General features: G+C 36.9%; 12 protein-coding genes and 1 other annotated feature. Of the genes, 3 read left to right on the forward strand and 9 right to left on the reverse strand.

Features of this window, described 5'->3' with window-relative positions:
- Positions 1 to 159: 159 nt before the first annotated feature.
- The 7 genes from K4422_RS07540 to K4422_RS07570 form a co-directional block, all read right to left on the reverse strand.
- Positions 160 to 1,971: an FtsX-like permease family protein gene (locus K4422_RS07540; protein WP_230710263.1), complete on the reverse strand. Its 1,812-nt coding sequence runs from the start codon at positions 1,969 to 1,971 to the stop codon at positions 160 to 162.
- Positions 1,961 to 2,710: an ABC transporter ATP-binding protein gene (locus K4422_RS07545; protein WP_206902267.1), complete on the reverse strand. Its 750-nt coding sequence runs from the start codon at positions 2,708 to 2,710 to the stop codon at positions 1,961 to 1,963. The genes K4422_RS07540 and K4422_RS07545 overlap by 11 nt, the downstream gene beginning before the upstream one ends.
- Before the next feature lie 293 nt (positions 2,711 to 3,003).
- Positions 3,004 to 3,147 (reverse strand): hypothetical protein, encoded by a 144-nt coding sequence (locus tag K4422_RS07550; protein WP_230710265.1) that lies wholly within the window; start codon positions 3,145 to 3,147, stop codon positions 3,004 to 3,006.
- A 280-nt stretch (positions 3,148 to 3,427) separates the two neighbouring features.
- Complete coding sequence (locus K4422_RS07555; RefSeq protein WP_230710267.1) at positions 3,428 to 5,854, reverse strand: DNA translocase FtsK; 2,427 nt, start codon at positions 5,852 to 5,854, stop codon at positions 3,428 to 3,430.
- 91 nt (positions 5,855 to 5,945) lie between these two features.
- Positions 5,946 to 6,761 (reverse strand): amino acid ABC transporter substrate-binding protein, encoded by an 816-nt coding sequence (locus K4422_RS07560; RefSeq protein WP_230710269.1) that lies wholly within the window; start codon positions 6,759 to 6,761, stop codon positions 5,946 to 5,948.
- Between the two features lie 25 nt (positions 6,762 to 6,786).
- Positions 6,787 to 7,419: an amino acid ABC transporter ATP-binding protein gene (locus tag K4422_RS07565; RefSeq protein WP_230710271.1), complete on the reverse strand. Its 633-nt coding sequence runs from the start codon at positions 7,417 to 7,419 to the stop codon at positions 6,787 to 6,789.
- 15 nt (positions 7,420 to 7,434) lie between these two features.
- Positions 7,435 to 8,082, reverse strand: a complete 648-nt coding sequence (locus tag K4422_RS07570) for an amino acid ABC transporter permease (RefSeq protein WP_206902262.1) — start codon at positions 8,080 to 8,082, stop codon at positions 7,435 to 7,437.
- 440 nt (positions 8,083 to 8,522) lie between these two features.
- Positions 8,523 to 8,756 (reverse strand) — a binding site (T-box leader).
- 71 nt (positions 8,757 to 8,827) lie between these two features.
- Here K4422_RS07570 and K4422_RS07575 point away from each other — a divergent pair.
- The gene (locus K4422_RS07575) at positions 8,828 to 9,310 is read left to right on the forward strand and encodes a prolyl-tRNA synthetase associated domain-containing protein (protein ID WP_206902261.1); all 483 of its coding nucleotides are present in this window, start codon (positions 8,828 to 8,830) and stop codon (positions 9,308 to 9,310) included.
- Between the two features lie 26 nt (positions 9,311 to 9,336).
- Complete coding sequence (locus K4422_RS07580; protein WP_206902260.1) at positions 9,337 to 9,507, forward strand: hypothetical protein; 171 nt, start codon at positions 9,337 to 9,339, stop codon at positions 9,505 to 9,507.
- Between the two features lie 794 nt (positions 9,508 to 10,301).
- Here K4422_RS07580 and K4422_RS07585 read toward each other — a convergent pair.
- Positions 10,302 to 10,940: a DUF421 domain-containing protein gene (locus K4422_RS07585; RefSeq protein WP_206902259.1), complete on the reverse strand. Its 639-nt coding sequence runs from the start codon at positions 10,938 to 10,940 to the stop codon at positions 10,302 to 10,304.
- 11 nt (positions 10,941 to 10,951) lie between these two features.
- A complete protein-coding gene (locus K4422_RS07590; RefSeq protein WP_206902258.1) occupies positions 10,952 to 11,401 on the reverse strand; it encodes a DUF3290 domain-containing protein in 450 nt (149 codons plus the stop codon).
- Between the two features lie 276 nt (positions 11,402 to 11,677).
- Between K4422_RS07590 and K4422_RS07595 the strand changes: the two genes are divergently transcribed.
- Complete coding sequence (locus K4422_RS07595; protein WP_206902257.1) at positions 11,678 to 13,669, forward strand: KUP/HAK/KT family potassium transporter; 1,992 nt, start codon at positions 11,678 to 11,680, stop codon at positions 13,667 to 13,669.
- Positions 13,670 to 13,680: the final 11 nt, after the last annotated feature.

The following is a 13,680-nucleotide window of genomic DNA, read 5'->3' on the forward strand; positions in this document are numbered from 1 at the left end:
ATGCTAACTTTTTAACGAAGTATCTAAAAAATTGCGACATATTGGTATTTTTATCATAAAAAATAACCACTTTATCTGACTTGTTCCCTATTTTACTTTCTCAAAAGCAAGAAGGGGAACTGCAAATAAATAGTGGTTATTTTCTCAGGTGCGGCTAAATTACGCCGTTACAGCTTGATAGACTTTGCGGAAGTAAAAGATGCGGGCAACCAAGTAATAAATAATTTGGATGACTACAAAAACGCCAAGAACTTCCCAACCAGCTAGCTGCATCCCCATTTTAAACATATGATACATGGCAGTTAGTGCCACTGCGCCATGAATAACCGACACAATAATTGGGGTAAAGAATAAAATACCGATTTGTTGATAAATCATCTTTTTCAGCTCTTTTTTGGCCAAGCCCATTTTATAAATCATCTTGAATTTTTCAATATCGACATCCATATCACTATATAAACGGAAATATAAGAAACTACCGGCAGATACGAAGAAGACAATACCAATGAAAATTCCGACAAATAAAACAGGTGCATAACTTTGGATAACCATATCTTTCATAAATTCGACTGAAACGATATCAGTATTTTTTTCGACCGCTTTACCGACTTTAATCTGATCTTCTACACTTGCATTCGGGGTAAACCAATAAACATAGTGATTTGGTTGATAATCTTTCATTGCAACTTGATCACTAACGACATAAGTTGGTATAAATGTACTCAAAATGGAAGTATCTTCTTCTTTTGTGACTTCTAAATTACTACCTGCCACTGTTACATTTTTTGTTGTTGCTGCATTTTCCATCCCACTTGTGTCTTTTAATTGAATCGCAGTCCCCTCTTTTAGCGCTAAGGTTTCCGTTTTAGTAGCCTTGGCTAATTTATTGTATTCACTTTGGCTAATAACTTGAATCCCTTCACCAGTATAAACACTCACGGGTACTTCATCAGCTTTAATATCATATTTTTCAAGCGCGCTATTTACAGCCTGCACCGAAGTTTCTTTGGCATCAAGTGCTTGAAAGGCATATGACGTAGCATCCATATTACCTACCAACAATTGACGGAACCCATATAAAGAACCAATTGCTGAAAAAGCTACGGTAGAAATAATCGCAACTAAAAAGAAGGAGCGCGCATTATCTTTCATCCGAAAAGCAAGATCTGAAAAGACGACCATATTGGTTTTCTTCCAAAAGACTTTTTCGTTTTTCCGTAATTTTTCAATAACCCACACACTTAATTGATCAAACAAAAATTTCGTGCCCACAATAACTACAAAAACAACTGGTAGAAAAACGATAATGACCGCAGTTTCTGGCGCTAGTAAGGCAGTAGCGTAACCTGCTGCAATCAAAACTACAGCTAAAACACTTTTCCAACGAGAAACTTTAAAGGAGCCCTTACCTAATTCACCGGCTTTTAATAACGTTTGCACGTTTAGTTTAGGTAATCTAAATTGAATGACAAAGGAAATGACAAAAAACAGTGCCATAAAGGCCACAACAGTTAACGCTAATGCTTTAACCGGAAAATAAAAGCCTAAATCAATTCGCATTAAAAATTTTGATAGCCATAAAATAAGCTGTGAAAATAAAACACCTACTAGACTACCACTAATTGTCGCAAAAAAACCAATGACAATATTTTCAATAAAAACCATCTTTCGTAACTGTTTAGGGCTCATCCCTTGAATCATTAATAGTCCGAATTCTTTTTTTCGGGATTGTAAAAAAACATCCATGGAATAAAGAACAAAGAAAAAAGCAAAACCGTAAATAATGATTGCGGCTCCTAGCATCCCCACTTGGGCTTTTGAATTTAAGGCATCCCCAACAAGTTTGGGATGAAAAGCAAAAACGCTAAAGGTGAAAAAAACCATCACCGCAAATAAAGTACTTAAAAAATAAGCAAGGTATAGGTGTTTGTTGCGCATCGTATTACGCACAACGAATTGTCTAAAATTCATTGTCAACCCCCTCAATTGCGGCTAATTCCTCCATGATTTGGTTATAAAAGGCTTGCTGACCATTTTGGCGTCTGATTTCATGAACCAATTCTCCGTCTTTAATAAATACGATTCGTTCACAGTAGCTGGCTGCCAATGGGTCATGGGTTACCATTAAAATTGTAGCTTTTTCTGCTTCATTTAATTGTTGCAATAAACCCATCACGTCTTTTGATGACTTGGTATCTAAATTTCCGGTTGGTTCATCGGCTAAAACCAATTCTGGTTGATGAATCATCGCTCTTGCAACTGCCACACGTTGCGCTTGTCCGCCGGAGATTTCAGCAATCCGCTTTTTCAATAAATCCCCGATCCCTAAGCGACTTGCGACTTCTTTAACCTGACGTTTCATGATCGCTACTTTTTCACCATCTAAGGTTAGCGGTAAAACGATATTTTCTTCAACTGTTAATGTTGGCAATAAATTAAAGCTTTGAAAAACAAAACCCAGTTGATTGCGACGAAAAGCAGCAATCTCTTCTTGATTTAACGCATGAGGGTCTTTGCCATTTAGCAAAATCTTGCCACTAGTTGGTTCATCAATTGTGGCCAATAAATTTAGAAATGTTGATTTCCCACTTCCTGAAGGTCCCATAATACCGATGAATTCACCATCGTCGACTGTTAAGTCAATTCCTTTTAGTGCTTCATATTTCATGGTGTCCCCATAAACTTTACGTAAATTTTCAACTTGTAACATCTTCGCACTTCCTTAGTCATTTGTATTTGATAAAAATAATTTGTCTGATTTACCTGTTACAATCAGACCTCCTGTTTACTCTTTTAGTTTACGAAACTTTCGGCTAACACAAAATAGATAGGGCTAACAAGGGCCTAACACTTTTGTTAGGTGTCTTCATGTAATAAATAAATTTGATTGGTACAAAAAAACCTGAATAACTAACTTTTCTTATCCCACCATAAGCTTCGTAAGAAAAGTTAATTTTCAGGTTTTATTTTTGAACTTTTTGAACGCTTAGAAATTTTTTGACTTTATTTTCCCTGTTCTTTTTGCTTTTGTTCTTTTTGTTCCAGTTTACCGTATGCGTTACGAGCAAAGGTATTCCCGCTTGCGGCTCCACTATTACGTGATAGACGGGCGATTTTACGCAATAAATTTAGCAAGAGTTCTTTCATACTTCACCTACTTTTGGCAAATAGCAAAGCTAAAGGAATCCTTCACCCCCATGCTATCCTCCCAATTTATACCTTCTTTATTGTTAAGAAAAGCTACTAAAACGCCCTTAATCCTTACGTGATCCGGGTAAAATATTACGAAATTGGGATTACTGTTGGAATTTAAAAAAATCTCGCCTTATTGTAAGCATTAGCGTTTACACAACTTGATCTGAATATGTTTACCACAAAGCATATCCAAAAGGGAACAATATATTTTTAGTGTTGAAAATGAAACTATTTATTCAAAATCTTGCGGAAGTTCTTCTGGTTCACTTGGTTCAATTAAAACTTTACGGGGTTTACTACCTTCTGAAGGCCCCACAACACCATGCATTTCTAATTCATCGACTAGGCGTGCTGCTCGGTTGTAGCCAATACGAAAACGGCGTTGCAGTAAAGAAACACTGGCAGTTTGCATTTCAACGACTAAATCTTTTGCCTGTTCATACAACTCATCTTCTGGTTGTGCATTGGCGCCACTGTTTGTTTCGTCTTCTTCGGTTACCATCATTTTCTCTTCATACTCAGCACCTTGTTGTTCTGTGATGAATTCCACGACACGTTCCACTTCATGATCGGAAATAAATGCGCCTTGAACACGAATCGGTTTATTTTCGCCCATTGGTAAAAAGAGCATATCGCCACGACCAAGTAGTTTTTCTGCGCCATTGCTATCTAAAATGGTACGAGAATCTGTACCGCTAGAAACAGCAAAGGCCATACGTGAAGGAACGTTTGCTTTAATAATCCCGGTAATAACATCGACACTTGGCCGTTGTGTAGCCAAAATCATATGAATACCCGCCGCTCGTGCCATTTGCGCTAGGCGAATAATCGCATCTTCCACTTCATTTGAAGCAACCATCATTAAATCCGCCAATTCATCGACAATAACAACAATAAATGGCAAAATCGGATTGTTTTCCCCATGACTTAAATTACGGGCTAAAATCATTTCATTGTAGCCGGTAATATTTCTAACACCAGCTGCGGCAAATTTCTCGTAACGTTCTTCCATCTCTTTAACTACTTTTTGCAATGCTTGCGCGGCTTTTCTAGGATTCGTTACAACCGGAGTTAAGAGGTGAGGAATACCATTATAGACATTTAATTCCACCATCTTTGGATCAATCATCATTAATTTGACTTCATGAGGTTTTGCTCGCATCAAAATGCTGGTGATAATCCCATTGATGGCTACTGATTTCCCGCTACCAGTGGAACCAGCAATTAACAAATGCGGCATTTTAGTTAAATCAGCCGTTTGTACTCGCCCGGAAATATCCCGGCCAAGTGGTACTTCTAATAATTTATCAGGATGATCTGGCTGTGCCTCAATAACTTCTCTAAAGGAAACTGTACTGATACTGCTATTGGGAACTTCAATCCCAATTAAAGATTTTCCGGGAATTGGCGCTTCCATCCGCACATCTTTTGCCGCTAGTGCTAATGCAATATCATCGGTCAAGCTAACAATTTTGCTAACTTTAACACCAACTGCCGGTTGCACTTCAAATTTCGTTACTGCTGGTCCTAAACTAGCCTTCACAACTTTGGCATCGACACCAAAACTTTGGAAGGTTTTTTCTAAGACTCCAATATTGTGTTCAATTTTTTGATACTCATCACTTTGATCAGTCGGTGGTAGTGAATCTAATAATGCAACATCTGGCAATTGATAATCACGATCTTCTGCTTCTGCAGGAATTTCAAAGTCTAAATCTTCACCGTCATCTGGCATTTCTGCCGTAGTTTCTGAAAGATCTGGTGTATTTTGTATTTTAGAATCCATTTTGGGTTTTGCTGCCAATTTTTCTTGGAAGTGATCAATCGGCACAAAACTCAATTGTTCAGCTTCGACTGCCGTGTCAACTTTTTCTGTCGCTGCCAATTTTTCTCCAGCAGTCATGGGACGCACTTGATTTTTTTCATTGCGGGCCAACTCTTCTTTAGCCGCTGCTTTTTCTTCTGCAATTTTTTCGGCCTTTCTCGCCGCTTTTTCTTCTTGTCGCGCTTTTTTCGCCGCTTGTCGCGCAGCTTTTTTCGCAGGATCACCAGCTAAAAATTCTTGTAAATTATCCCCTATATTTTGCAAGTGTTCTACTAATTCGCCACCACTCATCATGCTGACTAAAAACACCCCTACTATTGCAAGTAAGAAGGCCAAAAAATAGCTCCCCACTTGGGAAACAAGAAAGTAGCTTCCCTGATACAAAATTGCCCCCAACATACCGCCGCCGACATTTTGACTAACTTGATTAGAGCGAATGTCTCCTAATAATGTTCCCCAAGTCGTAGTGATAATATTGGGTGTGCCACTAATCACATTGCGGAATAATAGAGCATGCAAAAATAATAACAATGCCGCATAAATCAGCAAGCCACCAAAAAAGCGGCGAAAACTTTCAAACTTTGCTGCTGTCGTTTTAACCATTAGCCACAAGCCATACAAAGCTAAAGCCACAGCCAAGATAGGATACGTATTTCCACCGATAATCCGCAAGCAATTTGCAATTAAGGTGCCTAAAAAGCCTAGCTTAAATAAACCCAATCCGGCAAATATAATAAATGCGGCGCCGATTGCCGCCAACATCATTTTTTCTTGTTGCTGTTGTTGTTTTTTAGTCACGCGTTTCTTTTTCTTCTGGCGTTTTGGTTGTGCCATTTTCAATCCCTCATTTCATCTTCTCCATTATACAAAAAAAAACAGGCGAACAAAAGTTTTGTTCAGCCTGTTAAAAGTTATCTTTTCGCAATTATTTTGGGGCGACATCTTCACCAAACCATTTTTCAGAAATCTTTTTAAATTCACCGTTGTCTTTTAATGTTTTAAGTGCTGTATTAATTTTTTCTACTAAAGCCTGATCATTTTTTCTTACGCCAATTGCGTAGTCTTCATTTTCAAAAGGACCTTTGATGATATTGTAATCATCCATTTGCTTTTTCTGCGTTAAATAATAATCAGCGTAGACTTTATCGATTAATAAGCCATCGATTCGCCCATTTTCTAAATCAATAAAGGCTTCGTTAAAGCTAGCGTATAAGACCGCATCATTATCGGCCACAATATCTTTTAATACTTCTGGTTGCTTTGTAAACAAGTCATACCCAGAAGAACCTTCTTGCGCGCCTAAAATTTTTCCCTTCATATCCTTAAAAGCAGTTAATTTACTTTTCTTTGGTGTTACTAACACTTGGTCATTTTCCATATACGTATCTGAAAAAAGGACTTTTTTCTCCCGTTCTGCCGTTTTGGAGTAGCCATTCCAAATGACATCAATGGTCCCGTTATCTAGTTCTGTCTCTTTCATAGACCAATCAATGGATTGAAATTTGACCTTTTGTCCTGTTTCTTTAAATACTGCTTTGGCTAAATCAATATCAAAACCAACTAAATTTCCCTTCTTGTCTTTAAACCCCATCGGCACAAAAGTATCGTCTAAACCCATAACAACTTCTTTTGGTACTTCGTTTGCTTTCGTTTTAGGATTTTCCTCTTTGCTTGCACAAGCCGCCAGTAAACCCAGACTTGCCACTACTGTTAATAACGCGCCCCATTTTTTTAATTTCATTTTCCAAACCTCCATTTTTTCCCATTTATTTTGGTGATACTTTTAACGTTTGATCAGCAATATGTTCGGCAAAGGCCCAATCATGGGTAACCACAATTTGAGTGACGCCTTCTTTTTTTAAAGATAAAATTAGTTTTTCCACTTGTTCTCTTAAGGCTGGATCTAGAGCACTCGTTGGTTCATCATAAGCTAGAACTTGCGGGTCCATTGCCATCGCCCGAGCAATCGCCACCCTTTGTTTTTGACCACCAGACAATTGGTAAGGATAACTTTGTAATAAATCTTCTAAGCCTAGTTGAGCTGCTAATTTTTCGGCTTTTTTACTATAGACAGCTTGTGTTTCTTTTAAGACTAACTTTGTCGCCAAAGTTATATTTTCAAAAACGCTCAGGTGAGGAAATAATTGAAAGTCTTGAAACACCACACCAACAACTTGTTCTTGTTCATTTAAGGCAGTGGGATTAAAGGCTTTACCGTCTAATAAAAACGTTCCGCTATCTGCTTTTTCCAAACCTGCCAACATCCGTAGTAGCGTTGTTTTCCCGCCACCAGAAGGACCCACAATAGCTAAAATCTCGCCGTCTGGAATATTTAAATCCAAATTTTCAAAAATATTTTTTTTACCAAAAGCCTTGTTAATTTTTCTTAATTCCAACATTTCTACTTCACCTGCCTAACGGTAATAATTTAATTTATTTTCTAAAAGTTTCATAATTAACGTAAATAAACCAGTCATTACTAAGTATATCAAACCAACACCAACTAACGGTAGTAATGTTGTATCCCGTTCCATCGCAATTTTGCCGATACGCATCATATCTGAAAGGCCTAAAATGTAAACCAATGAAGTATCTTTTACTAAATTAACAACTTCATTTCCCACAGAGGGAAGAGTAATTTTTACAACTTGCGGAATAATAATTTTTTTGATCGTCTGCATTTTACTTAGGCGTAATACTTGGGACGCTTCATATTGTCCTTGGGGGATGGATTGAATCCCGCCACGAAAAATTTCAGCAAAATAGGCAGCATAATTAATCACAAAAGCCAATAGCGCTGCATCAAAGCGATCTAAAACCAAAGCTGGTAGCAATAAAGGCAACCCATAAAAGATAAAAATTAACTGTAGTAGTAAGGGTGTCCCCCGCATTACCCAAACATAGACTTGCACCAATAGTTTGAAAGGTTGCAGATGACTCGCTAGAACAAAAGCTAAAATAATCCCTAGCGGAATCGATCCCAATAGCGTTAAACCAAATAATTTTAATGTGATGCCTGCACCAGACAACAATTGTGGTAAAACAGAAATTAAATAATTCATTTGTTTCTCTCCTTTATTTTTCTAATTCAAAAAAGTGGAAGACACTGGGTCAGACGCAACTTTTTAACCTGACAAATTAAAAAGCAAGTGTATGAATCGCTCACGGTCTATCTTTTGATAAACGAAAAATTTTCGTGTGAAAATTTTTACTTCCAGATAAAAAAAGCCCTCTGACTTTTACATCAGAGGGCGTAACAACGCGGTGCCACCTCTTATTTTTTACTTTTTCACAAAAGTAAACTTAAGCAGTCAAATCAAAATAACAAAGCTTAAAAACTTCCTTGTACTAAAAAACAAATGGGAAATTTAAGAAAAATTATACCCAACCGTAAATTCCGCCTTCGTTTTTTAGCACTAGTTTGTGAAGTTTGACTATGGTAACAAAGGAATTTACGAGAAATTCGTAATCCGACTATAAAAAAAGTCCTTTAGCGCATGCGCTAAAGGACGTAAATTACGTGGTTCCACCTTTTTTCACTCTTGTTTTACAACGAGAGCCTCCATAAGTCATCTATCAATGACTGCTGCTGTAACGGGCATACCCGGATTTTCTTACTTTTATTTCAGAAAAACAACTCCAAGATGTGGTTCACAAATTGCCATCGTCTCTTTTCACCAACCAGAGACTCTCTTTGGATAAACAAACTTGCTACTCTTCTTATCGATGTCGTATTATTAGGTTGTCTTTAACTTTAAAAGGTCAAATGCATTTTGTCAACTATTTTCTTTGAAGGGAGTTTTTTTCATGACTGCAACACAACAAGAAGCGTACCGCCTGTTAGCTGATTTAAATATTTCTTATCAACGAGTGGACCACGAGCCCATTACTTCTGTTAAAAACGTGCCCTTCTCATTACCTGGACCGCAAGTAAAAAATTTAGTTTTAAAGCCTCGCAAAGGCGAACATCGTTTTTTAGTCATTTTACCTGATGAAAAGCAAGCAGATTTGACACATTTAGCCGAAATTTTAGCGGAAAAGCGTCTTTCTTTTGTTTCTGAAAAAAATTTGTTAGAATTACTCAATGTGCCTGCAGGTTCAGTCACACCTTTAGCTTTACCAAATGATCATGATCACAAAATCACAGTGGTCATAGACAAAGCCATTGATCAAAATGATACCGTTGGTTTTCACCCAAATATCAATTCAACGACGTTAATCATGCAATTTGCTGACTTTGCCAAACTATTAGATCATCTTGGCTACAAGCCGCTTTATTTAGCAATTTAATAAAATTACGAGGTGTATTTGCTCTTATGTTATTCTTATTTATCTTCACCCTAATTGCCGGTGGTGCCGGCTATTTATTTTATTTATTAACAAAAGATTCAATTCGCGAAGTTTATGAACAATTAGATGACAAAAACAAAAAAGTTCGCAAAATAAAAGCAGTCTGTTTAGGGGTTTTTCACTTAATTGCCTTTTAATCGATAAAAAAAGCGGCAGGAAATTGTCCAGAGTTGAGCTATAAGACCAAGATTTACGAAAACGGCTTTTTCTTTTTAGCAAATTTCGACTTTGATCGCAGGATTAATTCGTGAAACTAGGCAGTTCAAAAGAATGGACAGCGCTAAAACATTCAAAGCAATGTTGTTTTTCAAAAAATTTATACTCCTTCCATAGATGAAAAAAACGTCTTTTAGCATGTATCAATCGTAAAGGGTTAACTTTTCGATTGATTAGCTAAAAGACGCTTTTTTTATGTAATTTTAAAGCTTGAAAAAATATGTACTATACCAGTAAATCCAATCCCAAATATTTCAAAACTCCTAACAATACACCTGCCAATATAATAACAGATAAAATCATAAATAATATCAACCCAACTAAAAACCGACCTCGACTTCGCATTGACAGCCCTCCTTAAAATATTCTACTTGCATATTTATACTAGCATGTACGAAGCCAATTCCTAAAAAAATGTGAGATATTTTAGTGCTTTAACCCACTTTTTTTATATCCTTCCCACCTAAAAAAAGATTTATTAAAAAACACAGCTAAAAACTTATAAATAACGATGTTATGTATTAAAAATTCATTTCCCCTCGATAAATCACGCGACAAAAAATGTTGTTTCAAAGTCTTTTACACGCAGTAAAACAACTTTGAAACAACATTTTCTTTTTTATTTTCTCATTTTTTTATCAGATGATTACTCAGAATAAGAACACACTGTATCGTTATACTATCTTTTGCATTTGATTAGCATCGGTCTTTTTATTTATTGTGCATCATAGGCAGTTAATATAACGTTGCCATTTAAATATTCACCTAAATAGATTTCGCCAATCCGCTCATGGCCTTGTTTTTTTACCTCAGCTTCTAGCCAATCGCTGTCTTTTTCAATGATTTCTAATAAATCAAAGTTAGCTTGCCCATCTACTATAATAGGATAGCGGATCATTTCTGCACCATATTCAATCACATTTAACTGGCCATTTTGTTCCATCACAGCCAGCTTCACTTTCTCCACTTCAAAAATACCATTAGAACGTAGCTTAAACATCAAATCATTTGCAGAAATACCAATACGTAGGCAATCTTGCACATTAACAGCCCCATTGCGAATTAACGTGACCGGTGCGCCGTCTATAACGCGTTTGACCCAACGATTGTGTTCTTTTGCAAATTTCAAAACCAAAACTAGCAGCGTCCAAATAATTAAGACCAATACAAACTGCAAGACAGTAATGGCTTCATTATAAATCACACCACCAATAATGCCCCCTAAAACGAAATTTTGTACTTGATCCATGGGTGAAGTCGGAGCCAAATTGCCTTTACCCATAATCGTAATTTGTAAGATTAAACAAATTAGGCCTAAAGCAAACTTAGCCAAAATTGGTAAATAGTAACTCATTTTATTTCCCCCTATTTTTGTTTCACAATTTGGTCTTTTGATGTCAACAAAGCAACCGAATCCAATTTAAAATTCGTACCATCTTGACTTAATGTTACCCGGTAACAATCATCACCAATCAACACGAGCATTTGATCAGACAAAGTCGTGCTGTTTACATATACTTCTTCGGGTGTGACAACTTCATCTTGAGCCACTCTTTTAACAAAATGCACCATCTGAGATGATTGAGAATGATTGGTTTGATCTTGTTTGTAATCAGAATATTGCACCCCTAATAAAAAAAGCAGCAACAACAGCATAATAATCGTTAAATCTCGATATTTGGTATCTAACCGGTGCCGTAAATAAGCGCTAAATACAAAAATCAAAAAAAGCAAGGCGGCAAAAATCAGCCCATATTTGATATAGTCGTTTACGCCAGCATTATTTTGCAAATAGCTTATGCCGTAAAAAGTCATTTTAACTCCTCATTTCTTCATATACTTATCCTTATTTTAGCATGAAGACGAATTATTCTTGATATATTTGATTTTTTTACAGCTATTGTTTGACATTGCCCTAAAAAGTCTTGATAATGTAGCTTAATTAGGGGAGTAGCACATAGATGAGCTATGGTTTTAGATCAACAACTCGCGTAAATCGCTGGTCTAAAACATAATTGCCAGACCTAAGTTAAACCAAAAATTCACTAATAAAAAAATTTTGGTTAATTTAAGCAAACTTAGGAGGAAAAAATGAGTCAGCAAAAAATGTCAAAAGTAACAGCAGCTGGTCTGCTAGTCGCCATGGGGGTTGTTTACGGAGATATCGGGACAAGCCCTCTTTACGTTATGAAGGCGATTGTAGAAGAAAACGGTGGCCTAAAAAGTTTAAATCCCGATTTTATTTTGGGCGCAGTTTCTTTAATTTTTTGGACGTTAACTTTTTTAACGACCATCAAATATGTAGTGATTGCTTTAAATGCCGATAACCACGGTGAAGGTGGGATTTTTTCTTTATATACCTTGGTCCGTAAAAAAAGTAAATATCTCATTATTCCAGCCATGATTGGCGGTGCAGCTTTACTAGCCGATGGCGTCTTAACGCCTGCTGTAACCGTGACAACAGCCATCGAAGGGCTTCGCGGCATTCCTGCTTTTTATGAACACTTTGGGATGAATCAAAATATCATTGTCATTATCACCTTAATTATTTTATTGATTTTATTTACGGTGCAGCGTTTTGGAACAGATGTTGTCGGTAAAGCATTTGGACCGGTAATGTTTTTATGGTTCACTTTTTTAGGTGGGATGGGGCTTTTCCATTTTGGCCAAGATCTATCGGTTATTCGCGCTCTAAACCCGCTGTATGCCATTAAACTTTTGTTTAGTCCAGATAATAAGTTAGGAATTTTAATTTTAGGAAATATTTTTCTAGCAACTACCGGGGCAGAGGCTCTCTACTCGGATATGGGACATGTAGGGAAGAAAAATATTCGGGTCAGCTGGCCTTATGTCAAAATTTGTTTATTGCTAAACTATCTTGGGCAAGCAGCTTGGCTTTTAAGTGTTTACCAAGATCCTAAAACACAAGCAATTGAACAGTTAAATCCATTTTTCCAAATTTTACCGGCAAGCTGGATGATCTTCGGTGTCGTCTTTGCTACGATCGCTGCTGTCATTGCTTCACAGGCTTTACTTTCAGGTTCTTTTACCCTTGTTTCAGAAGCGATTAAGTTGCGCTTGTTACCGCGCATGAAAATTATGTACCCTGGTTCTTCAATTGGGCAAATGTATATTCCCGCGGTAAACTTTATTTTATGGCTAGCTTGTTCTTTAATTGTTTTAACATTTAGAACCTCTTCTCATATGGAGGCTGCTTACGGACTATCGATTACCGTTACGATGTTAATGACCACCTTGCTTCTTTATTTTTATTTGGCCCAAAAACGTCACAATCGTTTATTGGCAGCTTGTGTTAGTCTTTTCTTTGCCGCAATTGAAACTATCTTTTTCATTTCCAGTGCCGCCAAATTTTTACATGGAGGTTTTGTCGCAGTCATTATGGCCCTTTTCATTTTAGCTGTCATGATTATTTGGGAGTGGGGCAATATTATCCAAGAAAAAGCCAGCGATACTGTACATCTAAAAGAATATGTACCACAATTAACTGCATTGCGTAGCGACGAAAGTGTCCCGATGTATCAAACAAACGTCGTCTTTATGGTGCCCCACGTTACAAATGATGAGATCGGCAAACAATTTGTTTACTCTATTTTGGATAAACGACCAAAACGGGCGCAAACGTATTGGTTTGTCAACGTCATCGTAACAGACGAGCCTTATACTAAAGAGTTTTCAATTGATACATTAGATACTGACTTTATTGTAGTTGTTCGCCTGTATTTGGGCTTTCGCGTCAACCAAGAGGTCAATGTTTATGTCCGTCAAATTATTCACGATTTAATGAAAGACGGGCGTTTACCAGAACAACCTCAACGTTATTCCTTAACACCTGGCCGCATTGTTGGTGATTTTCAATTTGTATTAATTGAAGAAGAATTGTCCAACAATACAGAATTGGATAGATGGGAACGCCAAATTATGCAGGCAAAACTCTTTATTAAACGCCATACCATGTCTCCTGAAAATTGGTTTGGACTAGAGTATAGCGATGTCTTATACGAAACAGTCCCACTAATCATCGGCAAGATGAAAAAAACGCGTCTTATCGAACGATCAAAATAAAGAAAAAGAGC

This window comes from Enterococcus sp. SMC-9 (genome assembly GCF_021011285.1).
In the GTDB taxonomy this organism is placed as follows: Bacteria; Bacillota; Bacilli; order Lactobacillales; family Enterococcaceae; genus Enterococcus_C; species Enterococcus_C montenegrensis.

Coding starts and splice junctions, on each gene's coding strand:
- K4422_RS07540 (WP_230710263.1), bottom strand. CDS start 1,971: ATGAATTTTAGACAATTCGTTGTGCGTAATACGATGCGCAACAAACAC.
- K4422_RS07545 (WP_206902267.1), bottom strand. CDS start 2,710: ATGTTACAAGTTGAAAATTTACGTAAAGTTTATGGGGACACCATGAAA.
- K4422_RS07550 (WP_230710265.1), bottom strand. CDS start 3,147: ATGAAAGAACTCTTGCTAAATTTATTGCGTAAAATCGCCCGTCTATCA.
- K4422_RS07555 (WP_230710267.1), bottom strand. CDS start 5,854: ATGGCACAACCAAAACGCCAGAAGAAAAAGAAACGCGTGACTAAAAAA.
- K4422_RS07560 (WP_230710269.1), bottom strand. CDS start 6,761: ATGAAATTAAAAAAATGGGGCGCGTTATTAACAGTAGTGGCAAGTCTG.
- K4422_RS07565 (WP_230710271.1), bottom strand. CDS start 7,419: ATGTTGGAATTAAGAAAAATTAACAAGGCTTTTGGTAAAAAAAATATT.
- K4422_RS07570 (WP_206902262.1), bottom strand. CDS start 8,082: ATGAATTATTTAATTTCTGTTTTACCACAATTGTTGTCTGGTGCAGGC.
- K4422_RS07575 (WP_206902261.1), top strand. CDS start 8,828: ATGACTGCAACACAACAAGAAGCGTACCGCCTGTTAGCTGATTTAAAT.
- K4422_RS07580 (WP_206902260.1), top strand. CDS start 9,337: ATGTTATTCTTATTTATCTTCACCCTAATTGCCGGTGGTGCCGGCTAT.
- K4422_RS07585 (WP_206902259.1), bottom strand. CDS start 10,940: ATGAGTTACTATTTACCAATTTTGGCTAAGTTTGCTTTAGGCCTAATT.
- K4422_RS07590 (WP_206902258.1), bottom strand. CDS start 11,401: ATGACTTTTTACGGCATAAGCTATTTGCAAAATAATGCTGGCGTAAAC.
- K4422_RS07595 (WP_206902257.1), top strand. CDS start 11,678: ATGAGTCAGCAAAAAATGTCAAAAGTAACAGCAGCTGGTCTGCTAGTC.